General features: G+C 70.5%; 28 protein-coding genes. 17 read left to right on the top strand and 11 right to left on the bottom strand.

Features of this window, described 5'->3' with window-relative positions; genetic code table 11:
- Positions 1–20: 20 nt before the first annotated feature.
- Positions 21–1,238 carry a threonine ammonia-lyase gene (gene ilvA / locus KV097_RS13105; protein WP_220343785.1) on the top strand — a complete coding sequence of 406 codons (1,218 nt, stop codon included), beginning with the start codon at positions 21–23 and terminating at the stop codon, positions 1,236–1,238.
- Between the two features lie 82 nt (positions 1,239–1,320).
- Here the strand turns inward: ilvA and greA are convergent, their stop codons facing one another.
- The gene (greA, locus tag KV097_RS13100; RefSeq protein WP_220343786.1) at positions 1,321–1,833 is read right to left on the bottom strand and encodes a transcription elongation factor GreA; all 513 of its coding nucleotides are present in this window, start codon (positions 1,831–1,833) and stop codon (positions 1,321–1,323) included.
- A gap of 92 nt (positions 1,834–1,925) precedes the next feature.
- The gene (locus KV097_RS13095; protein WP_220343787.1) at positions 1,926–2,327 is read right to left on the bottom strand and encodes a DUF4307 domain-containing protein; all 402 of its coding nucleotides are present in this window, start codon (positions 2,325–2,327) and stop codon (positions 1,926–1,928) included.
- Between the two features lie 68 nt (positions 2,328–2,395).
- Between KV097_RS13095 and mca the strand changes: the two genes are divergently transcribed.
- The 4 genes from mca to KV097_RS13075 all read left to right on the top strand — a co-directional run bounded on the left by mca (position 2,396) and on the right by KV097_RS13075 (position 5,064).
- A complete protein-coding gene (mca, locus tag KV097_RS13090) occupies positions 2,396–3,247 on the top strand; it encodes a mycothiol conjugate amidase Mca (protein ID WP_220343788.1) in 852 nt (283 codons plus the stop codon).
- 21 nt (positions 3,248–3,268) lie between these two features.
- Positions 3,269–3,472 carry a hypothetical protein gene (locus KV097_RS13085; protein WP_220366118.1) on the top strand — a complete coding sequence of 68 codons (204 nt, stop codon included), beginning with the start codon at positions 3,269–3,271 and terminating at the stop codon, positions 3,470–3,472.
- A gap of 114 nt (positions 3,473–3,586) precedes the next feature.
- Positions 3,587–4,633 (top strand): hypothetical protein, encoded by a 1,047-nt coding sequence (locus KV097_RS13080; protein WP_220366117.1) that lies wholly within the window; start codon positions 3,587–3,589, stop codon positions 4,631–4,633.
- 53 nt (positions 4,634–4,686) lie between these two features.
- Positions 4,687–5,064 (top strand): MmcQ/YjbR family DNA-binding protein, encoded by a 378-nt coding sequence (locus KV097_RS13075; protein WP_220343791.1) that lies wholly within the window; start codon positions 4,687–4,689, stop codon positions 5,062–5,064.
- On the opposite strand, the gene KV097_RS13070 is transcribed toward KV097_RS13075, so the two are convergent.
- Both KV097_RS13070 and KV097_RS13065 read right to left on the bottom strand, forming a co-directional pair.
- A complete protein-coding gene (locus tag KV097_RS13070; RefSeq protein ID WP_220366116.1) occupies positions 5,061–5,642 on the bottom strand; it encodes a bifunctional 2-polyprenyl-6-hydroxyphenol methylase/3-demethylubiquinol 3-O-methyltransferase UbiG in 582 nt (193 codons plus the stop codon). The two genes, KV097_RS13075 and KV097_RS13070, sit on opposite strands and share 4 nt — an antisense overlap.
- Positions 5,643–5,665: 23 nt before the next feature.
- Entirely contained in the window at positions 5,666–6,481 is an 816-nt protein-coding gene (locus tag KV097_RS13065; RefSeq protein ID WP_220366134.1) for a DUF1206 domain-containing protein, read from the bottom strand.
- Positions 6,482–6,575: 94 nt separating this feature from the next.
- Between KV097_RS13065 and KV097_RS13060 the strand changes: the two genes are divergently transcribed.
- Together KV097_RS13060 and KV097_RS13055 are read left to right on the top strand one after the other, a co-directional pair.
- A complete protein-coding gene (locus tag KV097_RS13060) occupies positions 6,576–8,093 on the top strand; it encodes an APC family permease (RefSeq protein ID WP_220366115.1) in 1,518 nt (505 codons plus the stop codon).
- A 13-nt stretch (positions 8,094–8,106) separates the two neighbouring features.
- Positions 8,107–8,319, top strand: coding sequence for a hypothetical protein (locus KV097_RS13055; RefSeq protein WP_220343794.1), 213 nt, complete (start codon positions 8,107–8,109; stop codon positions 8,317–8,319).
- A gap of 24 nt (positions 8,320–8,343) precedes the next feature.
- On the opposite strand, the gene KV097_RS13050 is transcribed toward KV097_RS13055, so the two are convergent.
- Complete coding sequence (locus tag KV097_RS13050) at positions 8,344–8,874, bottom strand: DUF1269 domain-containing protein (RefSeq protein ID WP_220343795.1); 531 nt, start codon at positions 8,872–8,874, stop codon at positions 8,344–8,346.
- A gap of 83 nt (positions 8,875–8,957) precedes the next feature.
- Between KV097_RS13050 and KV097_RS13045 the strand changes: the two genes are divergently transcribed.
- Complete coding sequence (locus tag KV097_RS13045) at positions 8,958–10,949, top strand: thioredoxin domain-containing protein (RefSeq protein WP_220366114.1); 1,992 nt, start codon at positions 8,958–8,960, stop codon at positions 10,947–10,949.
- A gap of 13 nt (positions 10,950–10,962) precedes the next feature.
- Here the strand turns inward: KV097_RS13045 and KV097_RS13040 are convergent, their stop codons facing one another.
- Both KV097_RS13040 and KV097_RS13035 read right to left on the bottom strand, forming a co-directional pair.
- On the bottom strand, positions 10,963–11,517 hold the full coding sequence (locus KV097_RS13040) for a Uma2 family endonuclease (RefSeq protein ID WP_220343797.1): 555 nt from the start codon (positions 11,515–11,517) through the stop codon (positions 10,963–10,965).
- Positions 11,518–11,534: 17 nt separating this feature from the next.
- Positions 11,535–12,233, bottom strand: coding sequence for a hemolysin III family protein (locus KV097_RS13035; protein ID WP_220343798.1), 699 nt, complete (start codon positions 12,231–12,233; stop codon positions 11,535–11,537).
- A gap of 64 nt (positions 12,234–12,297) precedes the next feature.
- Here KV097_RS13035 and KV097_RS13030 point away from each other — a divergent pair, with 64 nt between their 5' ends.
- The 9 genes from KV097_RS13030 to KV097_RS12990 all read left to right on the top strand — a co-directional run bounded on the left by KV097_RS13030 (position 12,298) and on the right by KV097_RS12990 (position 22,594).
- Positions 12,298–13,059, top strand: a complete 762-nt coding sequence (locus KV097_RS13030) for an isoprenyl transferase (protein ID WP_220343799.1) — start codon at positions 12,298–12,300, stop codon at positions 13,057–13,059.
- 272 nt (positions 13,060–13,331) lie between these two features.
- Positions 13,332–14,633 (top strand): PhoH family protein, encoded by a 1,302-nt coding sequence (locus KV097_RS13025; RefSeq protein ID WP_308289423.1) that lies wholly within the window; start codon positions 13,332–13,334, stop codon positions 14,631–14,633.
- Positions 14,634–14,763: 130 nt separating this feature from the next.
- Positions 14,764–16,089 (top strand): extracellular solute-binding protein, encoded by a 1,326-nt coding sequence (locus tag KV097_RS13020; protein WP_220366113.1) that lies wholly within the window; start codon positions 14,764–14,766, stop codon positions 16,087–16,089.
- A gap of 16 nt (positions 16,090–16,105) precedes the next feature.
- Complete coding sequence (locus tag KV097_RS13015) at positions 16,106–17,050, top strand: carbohydrate ABC transporter permease (protein WP_220366112.1); 945 nt, start codon at positions 16,106–16,108, stop codon at positions 17,048–17,050.
- A 1-nt stretch (position 17,051) separates the two neighbouring features.
- Complete coding sequence (locus KV097_RS13010; RefSeq protein WP_220343803.1) at positions 17,052–18,050, top strand: carbohydrate ABC transporter permease; 999 nt, start codon at positions 17,052–17,054, stop codon at positions 18,048–18,050.
- Positions 18,051–18,055: 5 nt separating this feature from the next.
- Positions 18,056–19,306 (top strand): ABC transporter ATP-binding protein, encoded by a 1,251-nt coding sequence (locus tag KV097_RS13005; RefSeq protein ID WP_220343804.1) that lies wholly within the window; start codon positions 18,056–18,058, stop codon positions 19,304–19,306.
- A 144-nt stretch (positions 19,307–19,450) separates the two neighbouring features.
- Positions 19,451–20,164 (top strand): lytic transglycosylase domain-containing protein, encoded by a 714-nt coding sequence (locus KV097_RS13000; RefSeq protein ID WP_220346338.1) that lies wholly within the window; start codon positions 19,451–19,453, stop codon positions 20,162–20,164.
- 52 nt (positions 20,165–20,216) lie between these two features.
- Positions 20,217–21,149, top strand: a complete 933-nt coding sequence (locus tag KV097_RS12995) for an alpha/beta hydrolase family protein (RefSeq protein WP_220366111.1) — start codon at positions 20,217–20,219, stop codon at positions 21,147–21,149.
- Entirely contained in the window at positions 21,146–22,594 is a 1,449-nt protein-coding gene (locus tag KV097_RS12990) for a DUF2079 domain-containing protein (RefSeq protein ID WP_220366110.1), read from the top strand. The genes KV097_RS12995 and KV097_RS12990 overlap by 4 nt, the downstream gene beginning before the upstream one ends.
- A 209-nt stretch (positions 22,595–22,803) precedes the next feature.
- On the opposite strand, the gene KV097_RS12985 is transcribed toward KV097_RS12990, so the two are convergent.
- Genes KV097_RS12985 through KV097_RS12970 form a run of 4 tightly spaced genes read right to left on the bottom strand, consistent with a single transcriptional unit; the run spans position 22,804 to position 26,714 of the window.
- Positions 22,804–24,198 (bottom strand): class II fumarate hydratase, encoded by a 1,395-nt coding sequence (locus KV097_RS12985; RefSeq protein ID WP_220343808.1) that lies wholly within the window; start codon positions 24,196–24,198, stop codon positions 22,804–22,806.
- 42 nt (positions 24,199–24,240) lie between these two features.
- Entirely contained in the window at positions 24,241–24,879 is a 639-nt protein-coding gene (locus KV097_RS12980; protein WP_220343809.1) for a spermidine synthase, read from the bottom strand.
- Positions 24,863–25,762: an alpha/beta fold hydrolase gene (locus KV097_RS12975; protein WP_301022211.1), complete on the bottom strand. Its 900-nt coding sequence runs from the start codon at positions 25,760–25,762 to the stop codon at positions 24,863–24,865. The genes KV097_RS12980 and KV097_RS12975 overlap by 17 nt, the downstream gene beginning before the upstream one ends.
- Before the next feature lie 34 nt (positions 25,763–25,796).
- On the bottom strand, positions 25,797–26,714 hold the full coding sequence (locus KV097_RS12970; protein ID WP_220366109.1) for a carbohydrate kinase: 918 nt from the start codon (positions 26,712–26,714) through the stop codon (positions 25,797–25,799).
- Position 26,715: the final 1 nt, after the last annotated feature.

Raw genomic sequence — 26,715 nt, 5'->3', positions numbered from 1 at the left:
CCCGTCCTAGGGTGGAGGCCATGACCGTCACCCTCGACGACGTCCGCGCGGCTGCGGCCCTCCTCACCGACGTGGCCGTACGCACGCCGATCGAGTCCTCGCGCCCGCTCAGCGCGCTCCTCGGACGACCCGTGCTGCTCAAGGCCGAGAACCTCCAGCGGGCCGGGTCGTTCAAGATCCGTGGCGCGTACGTCCGGATCTCCCACCTCTCGGCCCAGGAGAAGGCTCGCGGCGTGGTCGCCGCCAGCGCGGGCAACCACGCGCAGGGCGTCGCTCTCGCCGCCTCGCTGCTCGGGACCACCGCGACCGTATTCATGCCGGAGGGGGCGCCGTTGCCCAAGCTGGCCGCGACCCGCGACTACGGCGCCCGGATCGAGCTCGCGGGAACGTCGGTCGAGTCGGCGCTCGAGGCCGCCCGCGCCTACTCCGAGCGCACCGGGGCCGTCCTCATCCACCCGTTCGACCACCCCGACATCGTCGCCGGACAGGGCACGCTCGGACTCGAGCTGCTGGAGCAGGTGCCTGACGCCTCGACGATCGTCGTTCCGGTCGGCGGTGGTGGACTCATCGCCGGCGTGGCGCTCGCCGTCCGCACGCTACGACCCGACGTCCGGATCGTCGGGGTCCAGTCCGAGCGCGTGGCGCCGTACCCGGTGTCGCTCGCCGAGGGACGGCCGACGTCGGTCGTCGCGCAGCGCACCATGGCCGACGGCATCGCGGTCTCGCTGCCCGGCCACGTGCCGTACGAGGAGATCGCGCGCTACGTCGACCGCATCGTCACGGTGACCGAGGAGGCGCTGAGCGAGGCGCTCCTGCTCCTGCTCGAGCGCGCCAAGCTGGTCGTCGAGCCGGCGGGGGCCGCCGGCGTCGCCGCGATCATGCAGCATCCCGAGCTCTTCGCCGACGACAGCGAAGGCCCGCTGGTGTGCGTGCTCAGCGGCGGCAACATCGACCCGCTGCTCCTGATGAACGTGGTCCGGCACGGCCTGGCCGCGGCGGGACGCTTCCTGTCGTTCCGGGTGAGGATCTCCGACCGGCCGGGCTCGCTGGAGATCCTCCTGAGGGTCCTCGCCGAGATGGCGGTCAGTGTCCTCGACGTGATCCACGAGCGGACGTCCTCGACCCTCGCCATGGACGAGGTGGAGGTGACGCTGAGCGTCGAGACTCGCGGGCCGGAGCACCGCTTCGCCGTCGAGCAGGCGCTGCGCGACCAGGGTTACGTGATCACCTACACCTGAGCCGGGGAGTGGGGAGACGCCGACGGCACCCGCCGCCCTGGGGCGACGGGTGCCGTCTGCTCTGTCGGAGGCCGGTCGCGGGTCAGGCCACGTACGGCTTGGCGTCGACGATCTCGACCGTCAGCTCGCGCCCGTTGGGTGCGGCGTACGTCGCGGAGTCGCCGGCCTTCTTGCCGTTGATCGCCGAGCCGAGCGGCGACTGCGGGGAGTAGACCTGGATCTCGACCGAGGCGTCGAGCCCGAGCATCTCGCGGGAACCGAGGAGGAACGTCTCCGTGTCGTCGTCACCGGCGAACGTGATGGTCACGACCATGCCGGGCTCGACCAGACCATCGTCGGCGGGCGCCTCGCCGACCTCGGCGCGGCGCAGCATGTCCTCGAGCTGGCGGATCCGGGCCTCGGACTTCCCCTGCTCCTCACGAGCCGCGTGGTAGCCGCCGTTCTCGCGCAGGTCGCCCTCCTCGCGGGCGTCGGCGATCCTCGTCGTGATCTCCTGGCGAGCGGGGCCACGAAGATGGTCCAGCTCCGCCTGGAGGCGGTCGTACGCCTCCTGGGTGAGCCAGACCGTGTTCTTCTCTTCGTTCGACGTCGTCATGGGAAAAGCTCCTTGGATGTAACAAACCCCAGACGTCACGCCTGGGGCTGAACCTTGAGCCTAGCAACAGCCAGGCTCTCGGCCAAGCATCCTCAGTCGGCGAGGCGGCAGCTCACGACCGTCGCGGTCACCGCGCGGCGCTCGGTCGCGACCACGTCCCTGACCTGGATCTCGTCGGTATCGGTGCGGTCCACGCGGATGGTCGCCTCGCCCACGTACGAGTGGTCCTCGGCCTGCGCGGCCACCTCGCACAAGGCAGGGTCGCCCGAGGGGTGCAGCACGCGGACCGTCACCGAGATCTCGTGGTCGGAGAGCACCTTGTACGCGACGACGTCGGCCTGGAAGGAGTCACCGGCCTGGGCCTGCGCGACGAACCACGCCGCGATGACGCCGAGCGTCACGCCGACGGCGGCGATGACCGTCCAGGTGCGGCGACTCAGCGTCCGGCGTTCTCCGTACCGGCTGGTGGAGAGAGCGGGGTCGGTCACGGGCATGCCACCATTGTGACCGAGCGACCCACACGACCCACCGGAGGACTGCTGTGCCGGACAACTTGCGCCTGATGCACGTCCACGCCCACCCCGACGACGAGTCGAGCAAAGGGGCGGCGTCGACGGCGAGGTACGTCGCCGAGGGCGTCGACGTCCACGTCGCCACGTGCACCGGCGGTGAGCGCGGCTCGATCCTCAACCCGAGCTTCGACCACCCCGGGATCCTCGAGAACCCCGAGCTGATCGTCGAGATCCGGCGCGAGGAGATGGACCGGGCGCGAGAGATCCTCGGGATCAAGCAGGACTGGCTGGGCTTCGTCGACTCCGGGTGGCCCGAGGGCGACCCGCTGCCTCCGCTGCCGGAGGGATGCTTCGCCCTGGTGCCGGTCGAGGAGGCCGCGAAGCCGCTGATCGCGCTGATGCGGTCGTTCCGCCCGCACGTCGTGACGACGTACGACGAGAACGGGGGCTACCCGCACCCCGACCACATCATGTGCCACAAGATCTCGGTGTACGCGTTCGAGAAGGCCGGAGACGCCGACGCCTATCCCGAGCTCGGCGAGCCCTGGCAGCCGCAGAAGCTGTACTACCACCGGGGCTGGTCCCGGGCCCGCGCCGAGGCGATCGACTCGGCGCTGGAGCGGCACGGGCTCGAGCCGGTCTACCGCGAGCGGCTCAAGGAGTGGACGTTCGACCCGGACGAGGACCAGCGGCTCACCACGCGCGTCCCCTGCTCGGACTACTTCGGCGTCGCCGACGACGCGCTGCGGGCCCACGCCACCCAGATCGACCCCGACGGCCACTGGTTCGCGATCCCCCGGGAGGTCCGGGCCGAGGCGTGGCCCACCGAGGACTACGAGCTGGTGACGTCGTTCGTGGAGACGTCGGTGCCCGAGGACGACCTGTTCGCCGGTCTGCGCTGAGGGCGGGCGTAGGCTGGAGGCATGTCCACCGCTGTGCTCGCCGCCGCCGAGCAGATCAACTTCAAGCCTGCCGGCTGGGTCGCGCTCTTCATCATCCTCGCGCTGTGCGTGGGCCTCTACTTCCTCATGCGCAGCATGTCGCACCAGATGAAGAAGGTGGACTTCGACGAGTCGGCCACGGAGCGTCCTCGCCCGCCGGCCGAGGAGCCGCGCGACGACGCCTGACCGTCGGCCCGGGCCTCCGGGCAACAGCCACGGCCCCTGACCCTCTCCTGTGCACGATGGTCGAGTCGCCTGCCGATCTCCGGCAGCCCCGGGCGGCGCGTCGAAGGAGAGCACATGAGTGCACACACCCGTACGGGAGCCCTGATGGCGATGTCCGCCGCCGGGGCCCTGGTGGCGAGCCTGATGACCGTCGCCCCCGCGAGCGCTCAGGGCGCCAGCCCCGACGAACGCACGGCCGGCTCGGACGCCCGGCAGGCGACGACGCACATCGTCAGAGGGCTTGACAACGTCCGTCAGATCAGCTTCACGGCCTCCGGTCGGTTGCTGGTCAGCGAGGCCGGGCACGGAAGGTGGGGCCGCGGCGCCTGCCGTCCGGGCGGGACCTCGGATGCCGACTGCATCGGACGCACCGGGCGGATCCGGTCGATGACCGCCGCAGGCACGAAGCGGCGCACGGTCGCCAGCCGCCTCCCGTCCAACCGCACGGCGTTCGAGACCTTCGCCGCCGGTGTCGCGGGGGTCGATCGGCGGCCCGGTGGCTCGGTCTACGCCACGTTCAGCACGTACGCCCCCGGCAAGTACGCCGGCAAGGTCGTCCGTGTCACCAAGCGCGGGAAGCTGAGCGTCGTCGCCAGGCCGAGGTTCGACGGACGACGCGCCGACCCCGGCGACGTCGTGGCGCTGCGCCGTCAGGTCCTCGTGCTCGACAACCTGTCGAAGACGGTGCTCCGGCTCCGCAACGGCAGGATGCGCACCTGGTACCGCGCCCCGCGGCCGGCCGGCGCGCCCAACGCTCCCGTCGTGAACGCCCTCTCGCACGGCGCGGACGGCCGTGTCTACGCCGTGATCGCCGAGGACTCGTCGACCAACGCGCCGACGCGCGTCGTCCGGCTCAACGCCGCCGGACGGGTGCTGCGCACCTGGGTGACCCCGCGGCCCGTCAGCGAAGCCACGGCGACGTCCGACGGCGTGGTGTGGGTCGACGAGATCGAGGGACCGATCCGGCGCGTCGACGGGGCCGGCCCGTCGTTCGCCGTCCCGAGCTCCGGCTCGCTGGCTGCTCGCGGCACGCGCCTCTACGCGACGGCGTATGCGTGGAACACGCGTCGGTCGTACCCGCCGGGGTCTCCCGCCGGGCAGGTGTGGAGGCTCACGCCGTAGGTGGTGCGGGACTGGCAGTGCGGAGTGTCAGTCCCGTAGGAGAAGGTGATGCGGTGGCTGCCCGACCCGACGTCCCCCTCGAGATGCTCGACCGGATCCGTGAGGCGCTCTCAGGTCTCCCGTCGTGCGTCGAGGAGGACGCTTGGGTGGGAGTCCGCTGGCGCGTGGGCTCCGCGACGGTCGCCCACGTGTTCGGTGGCGAGGACGGGTTGTTCCGCATCACCTTCCGGGCCGAGCGCGACGAGCTGATGGCTTTCGAGCGACTCGGCCCGCCCTACTTCCGCGGGGAGTGGGGAGACAACGTCGTCGGGATGCTCCTCGACGACGAGACCGACTGGGACGAGCTGAGCGAGCTCCTCGTGGACGCCTACTGCGTGCAGGCACCCGCTCGGCTCGTCGCCCAGGTCCAGCGCCCCGACGAGGTGTCCTAGGCCGGGAACTCGCGGGCCACCGCGAGGACGTCGTACGCGGTGCCGTCGGGCGTGACGCGCTCGACGTGGCGCAGGTCGAGCACCTCCAGGCTGTCGAGCGCGCCGGCCAGCGAGGCCACGGTCGGAAGCACCGCCGCCGAACGCGGCCCGCCGACGCCGTAGACGAGATTCTCCCGAGCATGCCCCAGATAGACGAGCCGTCCTCGCGGGGTCAACCACGTCCGGGCCTGGTCGAGGACGGTGCGCAGCTGCTCGCTCTGGAAGTAGGCGATGAGCACGAGGTCGTACCGTCGGCCCGGCTCCCAGGCGAGCGCGTCGCCGACGATCCACCGCACCGCACCACCGACGTCTCCCCACCGTCGTTGTGCGGCGGTGATCGCGACGGGGGAGAAGTCGACCGCGTCGACCTGCCAGCCCTGCCCGGCGAGCCAGGCGGCGTGACGTCCGTCGCCGCACGCGAGGTCGAGTGCGTCCCCGGACGTCAACGCCCCCAACGCCTGGACGATCGTGGCGTTGGGGGCGTCGCCGAACGGAGACGGCTGCTCGGTGTAGCGGCTGTCCCAGGCGTGCGAGTCCATCCCCGCAGCCTAGGCAGCCGGACTCACCGGCGCTTGACGTAGCGCGCCCAGCCGAAGCAGTAAGCGCCGAAGGCCGCGAGGCCCAGGGCCACGAGGATGAGCAGGACCGGGCCGAAGGGCTGGTCGCGGAGCGTCTTGAGCGCATCGTCGAGACCGCCCGCCTTGTCGGCGTCGTAGTCGATGGCGGCAATGATGAACAGCAGGCCGACGATGCCGAGGGCGATGCCCTTCGCGGTGTAGCCGACCTGGCCGAGCCGGACGAGCGCGGTGCCGCTGCTGCCGCTCGTCGCCTGCGGCTTGAGGTCGTGCTCGAACCGGCGGGTCACACCGCGGTAGATCTGGTAGGCGCCGGCGGCCATGATCGCGAGACCGATGAGACCGACGAGCCAGCGGCCTGCGGGGGCACTCATCACCTGCGCGGTGAAGCCCTCCTCGCTGTTGCCGCCGCCGCCGCCCGAACCGCTGGCCGACTTGAACGCGAGCACGGCGAGGAAGCCGTACAGGACAGCGAGAGCCGCCGCCTCGACCTTCTTGACGATCTTCTTCGTGCCGTCCTCGTCCTGGAAGCCAAAGATGGCGTCGGAGAGCTTCCAGAAGATGAGCGCCACGAACCCGACCGCGGTGATCCAGAGGATGACGACGCCCACCGGGTCGTCGGACAGCGTCTTCATCGCTCCGCCCTGGCTGGCCTCGCCGCCACCGCCGACCGCAACCTGGATCGCGATCCATGCGATGAGGAGATGAACGATCCCGTAGGCGATGAGGCCGATCTTGGCGCCGGTCTCGAGGGCCTTGCTGTTGCGGACGCCGCGGCCCGCCTGCTTGGTGTTGCTGGTCATGTTTGGCACGGACGCAGCCTGCCACCTCGCGCACGGGCTGTCAGGACGAGGGAGCTCCCCTGACAGAACGGCGACGGAACTCTACCGTCGAGCGATGAGCATCACACGGAGGAAGGCGGTCGAGGACGTCGTCCATCAGAATGACGCCCCGCCCGCCGACGGCAGCGCCGGCGCGCAGACCGCCCCCGAGGGAAGGTTGCGTCAGAACCTCCAGGCCCGTGACCTCATCGGCTTCGGCATCGGGATCGTCATCGGCACCGGGATTTTCACCCTCACCGGGCTCCAGGCCAAGGAGAACGCCGGACCCGCCGTGATGGTGTCGTTCCTGGTCGCCGGCTTCGTGAGCCTGCTCGCCGCCCTCTGCTACGCCGAGCTCGCGGCAGCGGTGCCGACGGCGGGCAGCTCCTACACCTACGCCTACACGACCATCGGGGAGATCTTCGCCTGGGTGATCGCCTGGGACCTCGTCCTCGAGTTCGCACTCGGCGCGGCGGTGGTGGCACGCGGCTGGTCGGGCTACCTCGCCGGCGTGTTCAACCTGCCGGACCGGTGGTTCGCCGAGGAGGGATCGGTCGTCAACGTCGGAGCGATCGGCATCGTCCTCGTGCTCGGCTGGGTGGCGATCCGCGGGATCCGCGAGTCCAAGTGGCTCACGAACGGACTCGTGGTGATCAAGGTGTCGATCTGTGTCTTCGTGATCGCGGTCGGCGCGTTCCACATCCGGCCCGAGAACCTGGTGCCCTTCGTCCCGCCGGCCGAGCCGAGCTCCGACGGGACGGCAGAGGGGATCCGCGCACCGCTCTGGCAGTTCCTCTCCGGCGTCGAGCCGACGCAGTTCGGCATCGCCGGCGTGCTCGTGGCTGCCGCCGTGGTCTTCTTCGCCTACTCCGGGTTCGAGGCGGTGGCCAACCTCGGCGAGGAGACGCGCAAGCCTGCCCGCGACATGCCGCTCGGTCTGCTGGGGACGATCGGGATCTGCACCGTCCTCTACGTCGGCGTGTGCCTGGTGGTCACCGGGCTGGTCGACTACCGCGACCTCAGCGAGAGCGACGCGGTCGCCGACGTGTTCGACCAGGTCGGCCTGGAGTGGGCGGGTCTGCTCATCGGGATCGCCGCCGTCGCCGGTCTCACCTCGGTGATCCTCGTCGACCTCGTGGCCATGGGGCGCATCGGGTTCGCGCTCGCCCGCGACGGACTGCTGCCACCGGTCGTCGGGCGTGTGCACCCACGGTGGGGCACCCCGGTGCTGATGACGGGGGTCACGGTGGGCGCGGTGGCGCTCCTCGCCGGCCTCGTACCCATCTCGGTGCTGGCGGAGATGGTCAGCATCGGGACGCTCTTCGCGTTCGTGGTCGTCTCGATCGCGGTGGTGGTCCTGCGTCGTACCAGCCCGGACATGCCACGTCCGTTCCGTACGCCGCTGGTTCCCCTCGTGCCGGTCGTCGCGGTCGTCTGCTGCCTCGGGCTGATGGCGAGCCTCGCCGTGGAGACCTGGCTGCGGTTCCTCGTCTGGCTGCTGCTGGGCTTCGTGGTCTACTTCGGGTACGGCCACCGCCACGCGCGCCTGGCGCACCAGCACGGACGCGAGGACGTCAGGGACGCGCGGCCCTGAGAGGAGCTCAGCGATGCCGCCCCAGGACTCGCCCGTCCCGACCGAGTACCCCGAGGAGATCGGCCGTACGGCTCGACGCCAGCTGGCGTCGAGCGGCTACACCACGTACGACCAGCTGACGACGGTCTCACGCAAGGACCTGCTCGCGATCCACGGCGTCGGGCCGAAGGCCGTGCGCATCCTGGGCGAGGAGCTCGCCTCGCGGGGCCAGTCGTTCGACGGGTGACCGACGCGACGAGAGGCCGCTCCGTCAGGCCTTGCTGGCCTCGTCGATCTCGGCCTCGATCGCCTTCTCGTCCGCGCGCAGCTCCTTCTTCATCGTCTTGGCGGCCTTCTTGACCACGCGCTCGACGTGCGCCTCCATGTCGGTGGCCGCAACCACGACGAGCCCGCTCTGGCCGTCGTCGAGGAGCTCGCCGAGGTCCTTGAGGTCACCGCGGCTCATGCCTCGCGAGACGTGGCCCGCGAGCGCGCCCACGCCCGCCCCTGCCGCGCCGCCGGCGAGGAGGCTGCCGGCGAGCGCGACCGCCGGGAAGAGCGCCACCAGCGCGCCGCCGACCAGACCGATCCCGAGCCCGCCCCACGCTCCGCGGCGCGTCGGCTGCTCGTGCTTCTTGACGATCTTGACCGTGCCGTCGTCGTGCTTGGAGATGACGGCGGCGTCGTAGGTGTCGATCAGACCACTCTCCCGATAGACCTCCTTGACCGCCTCGTAGTCGGCGACCGCGTCGTCCTCGCTGTCGTAGCTCGCGGCGAGAACCATCATCGTGTCGAGTGCCATCGGGTCTCCTTCGGTGGTGCTGGATGCCCCACGCTACGGAGCATCGGCGGCCGCGCATCCTGGATCGTGCCTAGGCTGAGGGCATGGCGAACCGACTCAGCCGAGCCACCAGCCCGTACCTCCTGCAGCACGCCGAGAACCCGGTCGACTGGCACGAGTGGGGTGACGAGGCGCTCGCGCTCGCGGCCGAGCGCGACGTGCCCGTGCTGCTCAGCGTCGGCTACGCCGCGTGCCACTGGTGCCACGTGATGGCCCACGAGTCGTTCGAGGACGAGGCGACCGCGGCCTATCTCAACGAGCACTTCGTGCCGGTCAAGGTCGACCGGGAGGAGCGCCCCGACGTCGACGCGGTCTACATGCGGGCCACCACGGCGATGACCGGTCAGGGCGGATGGCCGATGACGGTCGTCCTCACCCCGTCGGGTGACCCGTTCTTCGCGGGCACCTACTTCCCACCCGAGCCCCGGCACGGGATGCCGGCCTTCCGGCAGGTGCTCGAGGCCGTCGTCGACGTCTGGGAGGAGCGCCGCGGCGACGTCGACCGGATCAGTGCGCAGGTCGTCTCCCACCTCGGCGCGCTCGAGGCAGGGGACGGTCCCGCGCTCGACGCGGACGCCCTCGACCAGGCGGTCCGCGGCCTCGCCGGGCAGTACGACGCCGCCCGCGGCGGGTTCGGCGGCGCGCCGAAGTTCCCCCCGTCGATGTGCCTGGAGTTCCTCCTGCGGGCTGCGGCACGGACCGGGTCGGCGGACGCCCTCGCGATGGCCGAGCACACCTGTGACGCGATGGCACGCGGCGGCATGTACGACCAGCTCGGCGGGGGCTTCGCGCGCTACAGCGTCGACGCAGGGTGGGTCGTCCCGCACTTCGAGAAGATGCTGTACGACAACGCGCTCCTGCTGCGCGTCTATCTGCACCTGTGGCGCCAGACCGGTTCGCCGCTGGCCCTGCGGGTGGTCCGGGAGACCGCCGACTTCCTCCTGACCGACCTCGCGACGGCCGAGGGCGGGTTCGCCTCCGCCCTCGACGCCGACACCGAGGGCGTCGAGGGGGCGACCTACGTCTGGACCCCGGAGCAGCTCGTCGAGGTGCTCGGTGACGACGACGGCGCCTGGGCCGCCCGGCTGCTGTCGGTCACGACCGGTGGCACGTTCGAGGACGGTGCCTCCACGCTGCAGCTGCGGGAGGACCCCGACGACCCGGCTCGCTGGGCGTCGGTCCGTGAGCGTCTCGTCACCGCCCGGGCGACCCGGCCCGCGCCCGCCCGCGACGACAAGGTCGTCGCGGCGTGGAACGGTCTCGCCGTGACTGCGCTGGCCGAGGCCGGTGTGCTTCTCGAGGAGCCGGACTACTGCGACGCCGCTGTCGTGGCGGCCACGCTGCTCGCCACGGTGCACACCGATGCTGCCGACAGGTTGCTGCGGACCTCGCGCGACGGGGTGCCGTCGACCAACGCCGGCGTGCTCGACGACTACGGCTGCGTGGCGGAGGCCTACCTCGCGGTCCTGGGCATCACCGGCGACGCCGTCTGGCTGGAGCGGGCCACCGGCCTCCTCGACACGGTGCTGGACCACTTCCGGGTCCCCGGGGATGCCGGCGTGACCGGGTTCTACGACACCGCCGACGACGCGCAGCGGCTGGTCGTACGCCCTCGCGACCTCGCGGACAACGCCGCGCCGTCAGGGACGTCGTCGTCGGCGGCGGCGTTCGTGGCGGCTGCCGCCGTCACGGGGGAGGACCGCTACCGCAGCGGCGCCGAGGACGCGGTGCGGTCGGCGTCCGCCCTCGCCACCGGGTCGCCGCGGTTCGCCGGCTGGACGCTGGCGGCCGCGGAGGCGCTGTTGGCCGGCCCGCTGGAGATCGCCGTCGTGGGCGAGGGCGAGGCGGCGGCGCGGCTCCACCGCGCCGCTCTCTCGCTCCCGTCACCGGGAGCCGTGGTGGTGGCGGGTCCGGTCGGTACGCCGGTGCCGCTGTTCGCGTACAAGGACCTCGTCGACGGAACGCCGGCGGCCTACGTGTGCCGGGGCTTCGCGTGCGAGCGGCCCGTGACCGATCCGTCCCAGCTGCGCGGTTGACTCCTCCGGGGGCTCAGCCGAGGAGGTCCGACGGCGACAGCGTCACGGGGAACGGGCGCTCGAAGGTCGCCGACTCGTCGCCCACGATCCGCTTCATCTCGCCGAACTCGCCGCCCTCGAGCTCCCACCAGGTCAGCGACCGCTCGTACGGGTCGGGGTCGACCACCCAGTACGAGCCGGCGCCGGCGAACTCGTAGCGCGACCGCTTGAGCAGCAGGTCGATGCTGCGCGTGCTCGGCGAGATCACCTCCACGGCGAGCACCGGGGGCGCGGAGAGGACCCTGCCCTCGACGTCCGCACGGCGTGCCACGACCACGTCGGGCCGGACCACCGAGTCCTCGGCGAGGACGACGTCGAGGGGCGAGACGAAGACCTTCATCTCCGGCGGGCACGACGCCCGCATCAGGACGGTCAGCTCCAGCACGGCTTCTTGGTGCTCCGGAGAGGGCGCGGGAGTGATGATCAGTGAGCCGTCGATGAGCTCGTAGCGGCGACCGTCGTCGGGGAGCGTGTCCAGGTCGGCACGCGTCAGCGGCCTCCCCGGTGGAAGGCCGATGGGGTGCGTCATGACGCCAGCCTAGGCGCCTACACCGAGTAGGCGGCCAGCGAGACACCGATGTAGTGCACGACGAAGGCCGCGATCGTCAGGCTGTGGAACACCTCGTGGAACCCGAACCAGCGCGGATACGGGTCGGGATAGCGCAACCCGTACACGAGCGCGCCCAGCGAGTAGAGCGCCCCGCCGACGATGATCAGCACCAGCACGGCCGTCGAGGAGGCCGCGGCGAAGTCCTCGAGCCAGAAGAGCGCGGCCCATCCGAGCAGCACGTAGATCGGGGTGTAGAGCCATCGTGGCGCGTGGACCCACAGGACCCGGAACAGCACCCCGCCGATGGCACCCGTCCACACCAGGGTCAGGAGCAGGGCCGCCTCGCGGGGCTCGAGAAGGATGAGGGCGAACGGCGTGTAGGAGCCCGCGATGAGCAGGAAGATGTTGGCGTGGTCGAGGCGCTTGAGCAGCACCTCGGCACGAGGGCCCCAGCGCCCGAGGTGGTAGACGGCACTGACGCCGAAGAGCAGCAGCGCGCTCGCCATGTAGACGGCCACGCCGGTCTTGGGCCTGGCTCCGGGGGCGAGGACCAGCAGCACCACGAAGGCGACGAGCGCGAGGGGCCAGGTGGCGGCGTGCAGCCAGCCGCGCAGTCTAGGCTTGATCTCGTCGACGGCATCGCGAAGACGATCGCCGACGTCGATTGCCCCGGGATGTCTCTCGTGCTCAGTCACGAGTCGACCCTAGCCAACGCACCTACGCCAGCGTAGGTAACACTCCTCACGGGAGGACGAACCGGTGTCGGTCCGCGACCTGCTCTACACGGCGTACGAGCGCCGGCTCCTCGGCAGGCTGCGCCCCGACCAGGTCCCGGCGCACGTGGGCGTGATCGTCGACGGCAACCGCCGCTGGGCCAGGGGTGCCGGTGGTGACGTCTCGAGCGGCTACCAGGCGGGCGCGGACAAGATCGTCGACTTCCTCGGCTGGTGCGACGACCTCGAGGTGAAGGTCGTCACCTTGTGGCTGCTGTCCACCGAGAACCTGCTGCGTCCCGAGCCCGAGGTCCGTGCGCTGCTCGCCGTGATCGCCAACCTCGTCGACCAGCTCACCGCCTCCCGGCGCTGGCACGTGCGGCTCATCGGCAACCTCGATCTCCTGCCGCCCGACATCGCCCGGTCCTTGCAGGACACGGTGGCGTCGACCAGCGACGTCGACGGGATGGAGGTCAACCTCTGCGTGGGGTACGGCGGCCGCCAGGAGCTCGCCGACGCCGTGCGCTCGCTCCTCCGCGAGCAGTCCGAGCAGGGTCGGACGATCGACCAGGTGGCGGAGGTGCTCGACGTCGAGCACATCGCCGACCACCTCTACACCAAGGGTCAGCCCGACCCCGACCTCGTCATCCGGACGTCCGGCGAGCAGCGGTTGTCGGGCTTCCTCCTCTGGCAGAGCGTGCACAGCGAGTTCTACTTCTGCGAAGCGCTCTGGCCGGCGTTCCGGCGCGTGGACTTCCTGCGTGCGATCCGCTCGTACGCCGAGCGCGAGCGCCGCTTCGGGCAGTGAGCCGCCCGCCCGCCTGACAGGACCTGTCCACCTGGTGGCGTGTCGCTGTCCAAGGGGACCGCCCGCGTCGTACCGTCGTCTCGTCGACGGGACCACCTCCCGACGGCACCGGGAGGCCCTCCGTGCACCACCGACCGCTCGTCACAGGAGCCGGTCCCGTGCGCACGGCGGGAGGTCGGCCCGCCCCCGGGCCCGCCGCTCCGCAACCGGCTCCATCTGCGAGAGAGTGAGCCGGCGCGGGGATGCGCGTGGGCTCGTACGAGGAGATTGCCGTGGCTGCTGACATCCCCACCACCTACGTGATCGACACCAGCGTGCTTCTCGCCGATCCCCGGGCTCTGACCCGCTTCGCCGAGCACGAGGTCGTCATCCCGGTCGTCGTGATCAGCGAGCTCGAGGCGAAGCGAGCCCATCCCGAGCTGGGCTACTTCGCCCGCGGCGCGCTGCGTCTCCTCGACGAGCTGCGGGTCCGCCACGGCACGCTCGACCGCGCGATCTCGGTCAACGACGAGGGCGGCACGGTGCGCGTCGAGCTCAACCACACCGACTGCAGCTCGCTGCCGTCAGGGTTCCGGCTCGGTGACAACGACACGCGCATCCTCTCGGTGGCCAAGAACCTCGCCGACGAGGGCCGCGACGTCACGCTCGTCTCCAAGGACCTGCCCATGCGGGTCAAGGCGTCAGCCGTCGGGCTGGCGTCCGAGGAGTACCGCGCCGAGCTCGCGCTGGAGTCCGGGTGGACGGGCATGGTCGAGCTCGAGGTCCCCGCAGAGGATGTTGCCGACCTCTACGACCGGGGCGTCGCCGACCTCCCCGACGCGCGGGAGCTGCCGTGCCACACGGGCCTCGTGCTGCTGTCGTCGCGGGGGAGCGCCCTCGGCCGGGTCACCGCCGACAAGCGGGTCAGGCTCGTCCGCGGCGACCGTGAGGCGTTCGGGATCCACGGCCGCTCGGCCGAGCAGCGGGTCGCGCTCGACCTCCTCCTCGACCCCGAGATCGGGATCGTGTCGATGGGCGGGCGCGCGGGGACCGGCAAGTCCGCACTGGCGCTCTGCGCGGGGCTGGAGGCGGTGATGGAGCGCCGCCTCCACAAGAAGGTCGTGGTCTTCCGCCCGCTGTACGCCGTCGGAGGTCAGGAGCTCGGCTACCTCCCCGGGTCGGAGGCCGAGAAGATGGGCCCGTGGGGACAGGCCGTCTTCGACACCCTCGGTGCGGTCACCTCCGGTGACGTGCTCGAGGAGGTCATCGAGCGCGGCATGCTGGAGGTTCTCCCGCTCACCCACATCAGGGGACGGTCGCTGCACGACGCGTTCGTGATCGTGGACGAGGCGCAGTCGCTCGAGCGCAACGTCCTCCTGACCGTGCTGTCGCGGATCGGCGCGAACTCGCGGGTCGTCCTCACCCACGACGTGGCTCAGCGGGACAACCTGCGCGTCGGCCGCCACGACGGCGTGGTGGCAGTGGTCGAGAAGCTCAAGGGCCACCCGCTCTTCGCCCACGTCACGCTGACACGGTCGGAGCGTTCGCCGGTCGCGGCGCTGGTCACGGAGATGCTGGAGGATCCGACCCTCTGACCTGGCGGGCGGCCCGGGCTTGGTGCAGTGAAAGTCCGGGTCTCTCGGTCTGCGAAAGTCCCACCGCTGTGGTTCAGTATTGACGTCACGTACGCAGGCGTCCGAGCGCCCTTGACGACGGGAGCTGTCGATGAGGATGAGGGCTCGACGGCGGGCCGCGGTGCTCGCCGCCACTGTCATCACGGCTGGCGCTCTCGCGGCGTGCGGAGGAGGCGGCTCCGACAGCGGTACGCCGACCCTGACGTGGTACATCAACCCCGACGTCTCCAACCTCGACCCGTACGTCACCGGCGAGGACGGCAAGCAGACCCCCGGTGGCCAGGCCTATCTGGCGATGAAGTGCGCCAAGGAGTCCAACGGCGCCTACGACATCAAGGTCCAGCTGCTCCCGAACGACGCCTCCCAGCAGCGTGAGCAGCTCGTACGCCGCCTGGCGGCGAAGGACACGTCGATCGACCTGATGAGCCTCGACCCGGCCTTCACCGCCGAGTTCGCCAACGCCGGCTTCCTCGAGCCGATGAGCGAGGAGCAGCAGTCCCAGCTCTCTGAGGGCATGCTCGACGGCGCGATCGAGGCGGCCACCTACGACGACAACCTCGTCGCCGTGCCGCTCTGGTCCAACACCCAGATCCTCTGGTACAAGAAGTCCGTCGCCAAGAAGGCCGGCCTCGACACGAGCGGACCGGTGACGTGGGACCAGGTCATCGCCGCGGCCGAGAAGACCGGGACGACGGTGAGCGTCCAGGCCAAGCGCTACGAGGGCTACTCCGTGTGGATCAACTCCCTCGTCGCAGGCGCCGGTGGACAGATCGTCGAGGATCCCGAGGCTGGCAAGGACGCCAAGATCACCATCGACAGCCCGGCGGGCAAGGCGGCCGCCGAGGTCGTCTCCACGCTGGGCAAGTCCGATGCCGCACCGCCTGCCCTGTCGAACGCGGACGAGGGTGGGTCCGTCGCCGCGTTCTCGGCAGCCGACGGCGGCTTCCTCGTGAACTGGACCTACCTCTACTCCGATCCCAACGTGGCTCCTTTCAAGGAAGACCTCGCCTGGGTCCGCTACCCGCGCACGGTCGCCGACGAGGAGAGCCGTCCACCGATCGGTGGCATCAACATCGGCGTGTCGAGCTATGGCAAGCACCCGGAGCTGGCGTACGAGGCGACCGCGTGCCTCACGTCGGAGGAGAGCCAGAAGACGTACGCCCAGGCCTCGGGCAACCAGCCGGCACGTTCCGCGATCTATGACGAGCCGGAGACGCGCAAGGCCTTCCCGATGGCGCCGTTGTGGCGCGAGAGCATCGACGCCGCGGCCGCGCGGCCGATGACGCCGTACTGGAGCGACATCAGCACCGCGCTCTACTCGAGCTGGCACCCGCCGTCGTCGGTGAACCCCGACAAGACTCCGGCGGAGTCGAAGAGATACATCGAGGACGTCCTTCAGGGCAAGGCGCTGCTGTGAGCGGGAGGCGATGAGGATGACCAGCCCCACGACGTTGGAACCCACCAAGGCGGCGCCTGACAAGGGTCGCCCGGCGAAGGCACGCACGGCTGAGAGCTCCGAGAACCGTCTCGGCTGGAAGCTCGCAGGTCCGGCGGTCGCCGTGATGCTGCTGGTGACCGCGTGGCCGATGCTGCGGGCGCTCTACCTCTCGCTGTTCACCTACCGGCTGACCGACCCCGACAACCGTGAGTTCGTCGGCATCTCGAACTACGGCGTGGTCCTGTCCGACCCGCTGTGGTGGCGTGCGGTCGGCGTCGCCGTGTTCATCATGGTCGTCACCGTGGCCGTCGAGCTCGTCATCGGCTTCGGCTTCGCGATGGTCATGAACAACATCCTCGTCGCCCGCGGCATCGTCCGAGCCTCGATCCTTGTGCCGTACGGCATCATCACGGTGGTCTCGGCGTACGCATGGCTGTACGCGTTCCAGCCGACGACCGGGTTCGTCAACCAGTGGCTCAACCTCGACCCAGGCACCAACCCGTTCGACGACTTCTGGGGCTCGATCTTCGTCATCTGCCTCGCCGAGATCTGGAAGACGACGCCGTTCGTCTCCCTGCTCCTCCTCGCCGGCCTCTCGCAGGTCCCGAACGACGCGATCGAGGCGGCGACGGTCGACGGGGCGACCGCGTGGCAGCGGCTGACCAGGGTCATCCTGCCGTCCATGCGCGGCGCGATCATGGTCGCGGTGCTCTTCCGGGCGCTCGACGCCTACCGCATCTTCGACAGCCCGTTCATCATGACGGGCTTCGCCAACGGCACCGCCCCGCCGTCGGGGCTGGTCTACAACGCCATGATCCAACGCGTCGAGCTCGGCCTCGGGTCGGCCATGTCGGTGCTGCTGTTCCTCTCGGTCCTCATCATCGCCTTCGGGCTGATGAAGCTGTTCCGGGTGGACCTGAGCCAGGTGAGAGGAGACTGACATGTCACCGCGACGGAAGTCCCGGGTGGTGTGGTCGCTGGTCGCGATCGTCATCGGCTTGATCTTCGCCGGTGCCGGGCTCGTCCTGATCGACCGGCCCGACCTCTGGCTCTGGCTGATCGTGGCCACCGTGTTCGTGCTCACCGGCGCCGTCGGCCTCCTGCTCGGCGACACCGCGCCGCACGTCTCGTGGTCGTCCATCGTCGGCGCGGAGCTGATCGTGCTCTACACGCTGACACCGGTCGTCTACCTGCTCTCGCTCTCCCTCAAGGGTGGCAACGCCGACGTCAACCAGGGCGGGTTCCTCCCGCACGACCCCGGCCTCGACAACTACGAGACGGTCTTCAAGTTCGACCTCTTCCAGAGCGCGCTGGTCAACTCGTTCGGCATCTCGGTCATCTCCACGACCATCTCGGTGGTGCTCGCCACGTTCGCGGCGTACGCGATCGCGCGGCTGCGGTTCCGGGGCAAGAAGTTCGTGCTCTCGATGGCGCTCGCGATCGCGATGTTCCCGGTCGTCGCCCTGGTCGGCCCGCTCTTCGACATGTGGCGCGCGATCGGGATCTACGACACGTGGCTCGGTCTGATCATCCCGTACCTGTCGTTCACCCTGCCGATGTCGATCTGGGTGCTGTCGGCGTTCTTCCGCGAGATCCCGTGGGAGATGGAGCAGGCGGCCCAGGTCGACGGTGCCTCGTCGTGGCAGGCGTTCCGGAAGGTGATCGTCCCGCTGGCGGCGCCCGGAGTCTTCACGGCGGCCATCATCACGTTCTTCTTCGCCTGGAACGACTTCGTCTTCGGGATATCTCTGACCTCCACGACACGGGCGATCCCCGTGCCGGCGTCACTGGCGTTCTTCACCGGTGCGTCGCAGTTCGACCAGCCGATCGCAGCGATCGCCGCGGCCTCCGTCGTGGTGACGGTGCCGATCTTCATCATCGTCCTCCTGTTCCAGCGCAAGATCGTCTCCGGGCTCACCTCCGGTGCAGTGAAGGGTTGATCACCATGGCCACCATCGAGATGAAGAACATCGTCAAGCAGTACGGCGACAACGCGCCGGCCGTGAACGATGTCAGCCTCGAGGTCGCCGACGGGGAGTTCATGATCCTTGTCGGTCCCTCCGGCTGCGGGAAGTCGACGCTGCTGCGGATGATCGTCGGCCTCGAGGAGATCACGTCCGGTGACATGATGATCGGCGGCAGGCGGGTCAACGACGAGCCGCCGCGCGACCGCAACCTCGCGATGGTCTTCCAGAACTACGCGCTGTATCCCCACCTCAACGTCTACGAGAACATCGCCTTCCCGCTGCGCCTTCAGAAGGGCATGAAGGACGAAGAGATCGACAAGCGGGTGCGCGATGCCGCGCAGACGCTGGAGCTCACCGAGTTCCTCGACCGCAAGCCGGCCAACATGTCCGGCGGCCAGCGCCAGCGCGTCGCGATGGGGCGGGCGATCGTCAGGGAGGCGCAGGCATTCCTCTTCGACGAGCCCCTGTCGAACCTCGACGCGAAGCTGCGCGGGCAGATGCGGACCGAGATCGCCCGGTTGCAGCGCAAGCTCGGCGTGACGACGGTCTACGTCACTCACGACCAGACCGAGGCGATGACGCTCGGTGACCGCGTCGCTCTGCTCAAGAAGGGCGTCCTCCAGCAGGTGGCCTCGCCGCGCGAGCTGTACGAGGACCCGGTCAACCTGTTCGTCGCCGGGTTCATCGGCTCGCCGCCGATGAACATGCTTCCGGCACGCCCCAACGGGGACCAGCTGGAGCTGCCCTTCGTCTCGTTCACGATGCCGCCGGAGATGGCGAAGGCGGCCGAGGGGCACGAGCTCCTCATCGCCGGTGCGCGTCCCGAGCACTTCACAGACGCCAACGGGCCCCAGGTGCCCGAGGCGAGCGTGCCGTTCTCGGCCACGGTCGACGTGGTGGAGTGGCTGGGCAACGAGCAGTACGCCTACATCCCGTTCGAGGCCCCGTCCGAGGTCAGGTCGACGCTGGACCAGCTCGCCAAGGACCTCGACGGCGAGCGGATGCAGCAGCAGATCGTGGTGACGCTGGACCCGACGACCCGGGTGCGTGAGGGTGACGAGGCGCAGCTCACGATCGACGTCTCCAAGCTGCACCTCTTCGATCCCGAGACCGGGGACAACCTGATGCTGAGCGCTCGTGCGGGGGCTCACACGTCGTCCGACGCCGACGGGTCGTCGGGCGCAGCCACGGGTGGGGCGCACGCCGCGGAGTCCGTCGCCAGGGAGTAGGCCCAGATTCTCAGGAAAGTCCGTTCGTGCAGGTCAGAGGGCGATCTGACCGGATTTTCACTGGTTGTCTGTTTGATCCCGTGATGTTCTCCGCGCATCCTGGGGGTTGCGCTTACCGCGATTCCTTCCCCCGGAGGACCACGAGTGATCGACCCCCGCATGCCCGTGCGCCGTTCTGGTGCCCAGGACGGCCGACGCAAGGCCGAACGCAAACCGCTGACGACACGGCTCCTCACCCGCGCCCGTACGCCGCGCGGTCGGATCGCCGTGGCCGCGGCGGTCGCTGCCTCGGCGGCGATCGTCGGTGGCGCGGCCGTCGGTGCGACCGGTGCACCGCCGGCGACCGAGGTGGAGTCCGTCACCGGGCTGGAAAAGCTGGACCCGCGCTCGAGCCCCTCGAGGGCCGCGGAGCGTGACGACGCCGAGGTCTCGCGATCCGGGGAGCGGCCGGCCCCGCAGAAGGCTGCGCCGAGCCCTTCGATCGCTGACGCGAAGAAGCAGCAGGCTGCAAAGACCGCCCGCGCCGCCCGGATGGCCACCAGGACCGCGCGCATGAAGGACCGCGATCCGCGCCAGATCGCGAAGGCGATGCTCCCCGACTATGGCTTCAGCGGCCAGTTCGGATGCCTCAACGACCTGTGGGTGGGCGAGAGCAACTGGCGCTGGAACGCCGACAACCCGACCTCCAGCGCGTACGGCATCCCGCAGGCCCTGCCCGGCTCCAAGATGGCCTCGGCCGGGGCGGACTGGAAGACGAACCCGGCGACCCAGATCAAGTGGGGGCTGGGCTACATCAAGGACCGCTTCGGCGACCCGTGCTCGGCGTTGGCGTTCAAGAACGCCAACGGCTGGTACTGACGCCGGTCCTGATTCGCCGGACACCGGTGTCGTGAGCCGTGAGGATGTCCGCATGCGCCGTACGCCGGACTCCGCCGCCGCCCGTCACCTGACACGACGCCGTCTCGTCATCGGCGGTGTGGCCACCGTCGGCCTCGTCGCCGGTGGTGCCGTCGCCTCCCGCGCGTTCGAGGACGACGGCGCGGACGGTGTCGTGCCGCAGGTACGCCCGGGACGCCTCCTCACCGGCTCCTTCAGCTCCGCAGCGCGCCGTGGTCAGCGGTGCGGTTGGGCTCTCGCACTGCCGCCAGGGCACTCCCGCGACCTGCCGGTAGCCGTCGTGCTCCACGGCCGGGGCAACGACCACGCCTCCGCGTTCAGCCCCGGATACCTGGGCCTCGATCGCTTTCTCGCGGCAACGGTCGCCGGAGGGACACCGCCCTTTGCCCTGGTGAGCGTCGACGGCGGAGAGAGCTACTGGCATGCACGCGACGACGGTGACGACGCCCCCGCCATGATCGTCGACGAGCTCCTCCCGCTGGTGGCCCGCCACGGGGTGCGCACCGACCGCGTCGGGCTGCTCGGCTGGTCGATGGGCGGGTTCGGAGCCCTTCACCTGGCTGGGGCCCTCGGGCCCGATCGAGTCGCCGCCGTGGCCGTGATGAGTCCAGCGCTGTGGCGCGACTACGCCGACACGGCGCCGGGCGCGTACGACGACGCGGACGATTTCGCTGCGGTCGACGTGACCTCGCGGCAGGAGTCCCTGCGAGGGATCCCGGTGCGGATCGACTGCGGACGGTCGGACCCGTTCGCCGCCGCCACCCGCGACTACGTGCGTGGGTTCGAGCGGCGCCCTGCGGGCGGGTTCCAACCCGGCAGACACACCGTCGGCTACTGGCGGCGGATGGCCCCGCGCCAGCTGGCCTTCCTCGGTGACCACTTCGCGGCATCGGCACGGGGAGACCGCGGCGGACCGCTGGCCCCGCCGGATAGCGTGTCGGCATGACCGACCCCTCGACCGAGGACGACGTCGGCGCGCGCAGACGCTCCGGCGCAGTCGGCATCCTCGGCCCCGCTCTGCTGGCCGTCGTCTGCGGCACGGCGTACGCGGCGGTGTCCTTGCTCCGCTTCCGACGCTTCGAGACGCCGTCGTGGGACAACGCCATCTTCGAGCAGGCGATCGCGGCCTACTCGAGGCTCGAGGCGCCGATCGTCGACATCAAGGCTCCCGGATACAACATCCTGGGCGACCACTTCTCGCCCGTCACCGCGCTCGTGGCCCCGTTCTACCGCGTCTTCCCCGACGGCCGGACCCTGCTCGTCGCGCAGGCCGTTCTCATCGCGCTGTCGGTGTGGGTGATCGCGCGCGGCGCGGTCCGCCTCCTCGGTTCTGCCGCCGGCCTCGCGGTCGGACTGGCGTACGGGGTGTCGTTCGGCATCGCCTCCGCGGTGTGGGTCGACTTCCACGAGGTGGCCTTCGCCGCCGTCTTCCTGGCCCTCTCCGGCGTCGCCTATCTCGAGCGCCGGTGGTGGACAGCGGCCGCATGGTCCCTGCCGCTGCTGCTCGTCAAGGAAGACCTGGGTCTGACCGTGCTCGCGGTCGGGATCGTCCTCGCCCTCTCCGGTGCCCGCCGGATCGGCGCCGCGACGGCCGTGATCGGGCTCTGCGGGTTCGCGCTGACGCTCCTGGTCGTGATCCCGTCGTTCAACCCCGGCGGCGGCTACGACTACGTCGGCGTGATCGGAGCGGGCGGCGAGGGCGGCCCGGGGCCGTGGGCGACGTTCTGGGCGGGGTGGGACCTCAAGCTCCCGACGCTGATCGCGACCTTCGGCGTCACGGGCTTCCTCGCGCTGAGGTCGCCCTGGGTCCTCGTGGCTGGGCCTACGCTGCTGTGGCGCTTCGTCGGGGACAACGAGTACTACTGGGGCACCGACTGGCACTACGGCCTGGTCATCATGCCGATCGTGTTCGTGGCGATGCTCGACGCGATCGCGCGGTTGCGGGCCGCGGAAGAGGCCGAGGAGAGGAGTCGGTGGACCTGGGCGTCGCCGACCTGGCTCCGCCGCTACGCCACGCACGTCCCCGCACTGGTAGCAGGCGTCGCCCTGGCACTCGTGTCACAGTTCCCCCTGGCGCGGCTGGCGGAGGCGGAGACCTACGAGGCGAGTCCGCGCGCCGCCGCCGCCGAGGAGGTCCTGGCGCTCGTGCCGGAGGGGGCGAAGGTCGAGACCGACATCGGCCTGATCACCCACCTGACCAGCGACCGCACGGTCTACTGGACCGGCACCGTGGGTGACGCGGTCCCCGACTGGATGGTGATCGACGCCTTCACGAGCTGGGGCGGGCAGGCGCCAGACGCTGCGGCGTACGCACGAGAGCGGCACCCGGGCACGAGCTGGGAGACCGTGCTCGACCGCGACGGCTACCAGGTCGCGCGCCGCATCGACTGATCACGGGTCACCCTCTGGCGCCCGCGGGTCACTCTCTGGCGCCCGCGGGTCACTCTCTGGCGTCCGCGGGTCACTCTCTGGCGTCCGCGGGTCACTCTCTGGCGTCCGCGGGTCACTCTCTGGCGTCCGCGGGTCACTCTCTGGCGTCCGCGGGTCACTCTCTGGCGCCCGCCGGTCACTCTCTGGCGCCCGCCGGTCACCCGGCCAGCTCAGGGATGCGTCATGGAGAGTACGTCGAGAGCTGCATCGAGCTGCGCGATCGTCACGAGGCCCTCGTCCACGTAGCCCATGTCGAGCACCGTCTGGCGGATCGTCTTCTGCTCCTTGAGCGCCGTCTTGGCGACCTTGGCGGCGTTCTCGTAGCCGATGTACTTGTTGAGCGGCGTCACGATCGACGGCGACGACTCGGCCAGCTCCGCGCAGCGCTCGGCGTTGGGCACCGTGCTGGCGATGCACTTGTCGGCGAGCACGCGCGACGAGTTCGAGAGCAGGCGGATCGACTCCAGGAGCGCACGGGCCATCACCGGCATCTGGACGTTGAGCTCGAACGAGCCCGACTGGCCCGCGAACGTGATCGCGGTGTCGTTGCCGATCACCTGCGAGCACACCATGAGCACGGCCTCGGGGATGACCGGGTTGACCTTGCCCGGCATGATGCTCGAGCCCGGCTGGAGATCGGGGAGGTTGAGCTCGCCGAGACCGGTGCGCGGGCCGGAGCCCATCCAGCGCAGGTCGTTGTTGATCTTGACGAGGCTGACCGCGATCGTCTTCAGCTGGCCGGACAGCTCGACGAGCCCGTCGCGCGCGCCCTGCGCCTCGAAGTGGTCGACCGCCTCCGTAAGAGGCAGGCCGGTCTCCTCGCCGAGGATCTCGATGACGCGCTGCGGGAAGCCCGCCGGCGTGTTGATCCCGGTGCCGACGGCCGTGCCACCGAGCGGGACCTCCGCCACGCGGGGGAGAGCGGACTCGACGCGCTCGATGCCACGGCGGACCTGGGCGGCGTAGCCGTTGAACTCCTGGCCGAGAGTCACCGGCGTCGCGTCCATGAGGTGCGTACGCCCGGACTTCACGATCTCGGACCACTCCGAGCCCTTCGCGGCGAGACCGGCAGCGAGGTGGTCGAGCGCCGGGATCAGGTCGTTGATCGCGGCCTCGGTCGCGGCCACGTGGATCGAGGTGGGGAACGTGTCGTTGGACGACTGCGACGCGTTGACGTGATCGTTGGGGTGCACGTCGCGGCCCAGGCGGCGGGTCGCGAGGGTCGAGAGCACCTCGTTCATGTTCATGTTGCTCGACGTGCCCGACCCGGTCTGGAAGACGTCGATCGGAAACTGGTCGTCGTGGTCGCCGGCGGCGACCTCCTGGGCCGCGGCGACGATCGCGTCGGCGACGTCCTGGTCGATGACACCGAGCTCGGCGTTCGCCTTCGCGCAGGCCAGCTTCACCAGGGCGATCGCGCGGATGTGCTGCGGCTCGAGCGTGCTGCCGGAGATCGGGAAGTTCTCGACGGCGCGCTGGGTCTGGGCCTTGTAGAGAGCGTCGGCGGGCACCTTGACCTCGCCCATGGTGTCGTGCTCGATGCGGTACTCGGTCTCAGTGCTCATGAGAGCGAGATTATCCGGCCCGACGTACGGGCGGGCGCGGGGTCACCGTCGTGGGACGCGGCCCCTCAGGAGCCAGTACGCCTCGGCGCGACCCTGGAGGCGTACGGGGACGCGCTCGGCGTAGACGTGGGCGAACGACGCCGCGAGGGCCTCGCGGACCGCGGCCGAGTCGTCCATCGACCAGATGCACAGCTCGCCGAGGTCGCGCAGACGCTCGGCACAGGTCGCGATGAAGGGCGCTCCGTACAGGTCGGCGTTGCTGTCGTTCACCAGGAAGTCGGGACCGTTGTCCACGTCGAGGAGGATCACGTCGACGCTCCGCGGCGCGAGGTCGCCGACGACGTCGCGCACGTCCCCGACGTGGAGGCCCACCCGTCGGTCGTCGAGGAGATCGGCTCCCGGCAACGTCCCCTCGCGCATGAACGCGGGGATCGCCGGCTCGAGCTCGGCGACCGTCACCTGCCTGACCCGTCGGTCGGTGAGGATCTCCCGCAGCGTGAACCCCATGCCGAGGCCGCCGACCACGACGTGGCGCGGGTCGGCCGCACCCGCCAGGGCCGTACGAGCGAGCAGACGCTCCGAGGTCGTCTCGACGTCGTCCATGACGAACACGCCGTTGACACGGAGCTCCAGCGCGCCGTCCTCACGCCGGCGGACGACGGCATCACCGCGCGTGTGCATGAGCCCTCCGCGCTGTCCGGGCGATCGATGCGGCGAAGAGTCCCTCGAGATCGACCGGGATCTCGTGCGCCATGCCGGGAACCATCAGCAGCTCGGCGCCCGGGACGGCAGCGGCAGTCGCGCGGCCACCGGATGGGTGCACCATCGGGTCCGCGCTGCCGTGGATCACCAACGTGGGTGCGGCGACGGAGGCGAGCGCGCGGGTGCGGTCTGGCTGGGTCATCACGGCGAGCATGTGACGCATTGTGCCCTCGACCGACCAACCCCGGGCGTACGTCTCGCGGGCGCGCGCCTCGACGGCCTCGGGCGCGAGAGCGAACTGGCGGCTCGAGATCGCACGGGCGCTGCGTACGGAGCGCCGGACGTATGCCTCCTCGCCCTCACCGGGGGCACCGAGCAGCATCCCGAGGAGTCGAGGGTGCTGCCACCCGACCGTACGGCGGCCGGTCGTCGACATGATCGAGGTCAGCGAACGCAGGCGGTCGGGGTGCTCGACGGCGACCGTCTGGGCCACCATCCCTCCCATCGACTGGCCCACGACGTGAGCGGCGTCGACGCCGAGCGCGTCCAGGAGGCCGACGGCGTCGGCGGCGAGGTCCGTCATCGCGTACGGCACGTCACGCCGCAGCCCTGTGAACGTCGACACCACCTGGGCGCGGGTCACGGGGGCGCGGTCGAACCGGGTCGAGCGGCCCACGTCACGGGAGTCGTACCGGACGACGTGGAAGCCGTGGTCGGCGAGGGACTCGCAGAACTCGGTCCGCCACCAGTTCATCGGGCAGCCGAGCCCCATCACGAGGAGCAGAGTCTGGTCGTCCGGATCGCCGAACGTCTCGTAGGCGAGGCTGAGTCCGCTGTCGAGCCTGGCGATCCGGTCGGTCACCCTTCCATCGTAGGCAGGCGTTGCGACGTCCCGGTCACGCGAGCAGCTCGGGGAGCTCCTTGAGGTGCGGAGGGTCCGCGCCCGGGCGCGAGCAGGTGACGGCCGAGGCGTGGACCGCGAGCTCGCCGAGCCACGTCAGCGCCTCCTCGTCGAACGCCGGCCGCTCCGTCCAGCCGCGGACGAGGATGCCGGCCAGCAGGGCCGCCATGAAGGAGTCGCCGGCACCGATCGTGTCGGCGACCGTGATCGGCGGAGGCGCCACCTCGACGGACGCGCCGCCGCTGAAGAGGGTCGCCCCGTCCCCGCCGCGGGTGAGTGCGACGAGCCGGGGACCCTCACCTGCGATCCGGGCGGCGTAGGCGGCGGGGTCCAGGTCGGGGCGGAGCTCGGCGGCGTCAGCGTCGCTGAGCTTGACGAACGCGGCCCGCGGCACGATCCGGTCGACGCGCTCGCGGACGTCGGCCAGGTCGGGGGTGATGGCGGGTCGGACGTTGGGGTCGTACGAGACCGGGACGCCCGCGGCGACCGCATCCTCGACCAGGCGCTCGACAGCGTCGGCTCCGGGTCGGAGCGCCGCGCCGATGGATCCCACGTGGAGGAGCGCGAAGCCGGCCGGGCCCGGCATCTCGGACGGGTCCCACGTCAGCTCGAAGTGGTACGTCGCCACGCCGTGGTCGTCGAGCTGGGCCACCGCGACCGCACTGTCTCCGTGGTGCGGAGGCAGCGAGCGCAGGTCGACGTCGGAGGCGTCGACGTGGTCGCGCAGCAGCTCGCCGTACTCGTCGTCGCCGACCTGCGCGGCGAGGACCGTCGGGAGGCCGAGACGCGCGAGCCCGACGGCGACGTTGAGCGGAGAGCCGCCAGGGTGCGCCGACTCGTGGCCGCCGGAGTCACGCGTCAGGTCGACCAGCGCCTCCCCGACGACCAGCGTGCGGTCGGTGACCGCGGGCATC

It is taken from the genome of Mumia sp. zg.B17 (assembly GCF_019550915.1).
GTDB lineage: Bacteria > Actinomycetota > Actinomycetes > Propionibacteriales > Nocardioidaceae > Mumia.
Note: the sequence above shows the minus strand (reverse complement) of the source record. Positions and strands in the feature narration are given on the sequence as shown.

Excerpts from the sequence above, each read along its gene's own strand:
- KV097_RS13045 (WP_220366114.1), top strand. The coding sequence starts at position 8,958 with ATGGCGAACCGACTCAGCCGAGCCACCAGCCCGTACCTCCTGCAGCAC.
- KV097_RS12970 (WP_220366109.1), bottom strand. The coding sequence starts at position 26,714 with ATGCCCGCGGTCACCGACCGCACGCTGGTCGTCGGGGAGGCGCTGGTC.
- KV097_RS13010 (WP_220343803.1), top strand. The coding sequence starts at position 17,052 with ATGTCACCGCGACGGAAGTCCCGGGTGGTGTGGTCGCTGGTCGCGATC.
- KV097_RS13060 (WP_220366115.1), top strand. The coding sequence starts at position 6,576 with ATGAGCATCACACGGAGGAAGGCGGTCGAGGACGTCGTCCATCAGAAT.
- KV097_RS13055 (WP_220343794.1), top strand. The coding sequence starts at position 8,107 with ATGCCGCCCCAGGACTCGCCCGTCCCGACCGAGTACCCCGAGGAGATC.
- KV097_RS13005 (WP_220343804.1), top strand. The coding sequence starts at position 18,056 with ATGGCCACCATCGAGATGAAGAACATCGTCAAGCAGTACGGCGACAAC.
- KV097_RS13095 (WP_220343787.1), bottom strand. The coding sequence starts at position 2,327 with ATGCCCGTGACCGACCCCGCTCTCTCCACCAGCCGGTACGGAGAACGC.
- KV097_RS12980 (WP_220343809.1), bottom strand. The coding sequence starts at position 24,879 with ATGCACACGCGCGGTGATGCCGTCGTCCGCCGGCGTGAGGACGGCGCG.
- KV097_RS13020 (WP_220366113.1), top strand. The coding sequence starts at position 14,764 with ATGAGGATGAGGGCTCGACGGCGGGCCGCGGTGCTCGCCGCCACTGTC.
- greA (WP_220343786.1), bottom strand. The coding sequence starts at position 1,833 with ATGACGACGTCGAACGAAGAGAAGAACACGGTCTGGCTCACCCAGGAG.
- KV097_RS13085 (WP_220366118.1), top strand. The coding sequence starts at position 3,269 with ATGTCCACCGCTGTGCTCGCCGCCGCCGAGCAGATCAACTTCAAGCCT.
- ilvA (WP_220343785.1), top strand. The coding sequence starts at position 21 with ATGACCGTCACCCTCGACGACGTCCGCGCGGCTGCGGCCCTCCTCACC.
- KV097_RS12985 (WP_220343808.1), bottom strand. The coding sequence starts at position 24,198 with ATGAGCACTGAGACCGAGTACCGCATCGAGCACGACACCATGGGCGAG.
- KV097_RS13070 (WP_220366116.1), bottom strand. The coding sequence starts at position 5,642 with ATGGACTCGCACGCCTGGGACAGCCGCTACACCGAGCAGCCGTCTCCG.
- KV097_RS13040 (WP_220343797.1), bottom strand. The coding sequence starts at position 11,517 with ATGACGCACCCCATCGGCCTTCCACCGGGGAGGCCGCTGACGCGTGCC.
- mca (WP_220343788.1), top strand. The coding sequence starts at position 2,396 with ATGCACGTCCACGCCCACCCCGACGACGAGTCGAGCAAAGGGGCGGCG.
- KV097_RS12995 (WP_220366111.1), top strand. The coding sequence starts at position 20,217 with ATGCGCCGTACGCCGGACTCCGCCGCCGCCCGTCACCTGACACGACGC.
- KV097_RS13080 (WP_220366117.1), top strand. The coding sequence starts at position 3,587 with ATGAGTGCACACACCCGTACGGGAGCCCTGATGGCGATGTCCGCCGCC.
- KV097_RS13050 (WP_220343795.1), bottom strand. The coding sequence starts at position 8,874 with ATGGCACTCGACACGATGATGGTTCTCGCCGCGAGCTACGACAGCGAG.
- KV097_RS13065 (WP_220366134.1), bottom strand. The coding sequence starts at position 6,481 with ATGACCAGCAACACCAAGCAGGCGGGCCGCGGCGTCCGCAACAGCAAG.
- KV097_RS12990 (WP_220366110.1), top strand. The coding sequence starts at position 21,146 with ATGACCGACCCCTCGACCGAGGACGACGTCGGCGCGCGCAGACGCTCC.
- KV097_RS13015 (WP_220366112.1), top strand. The coding sequence starts at position 16,106 with ATGACCAGCCCCACGACGTTGGAACCCACCAAGGCGGCGCCTGACAAG.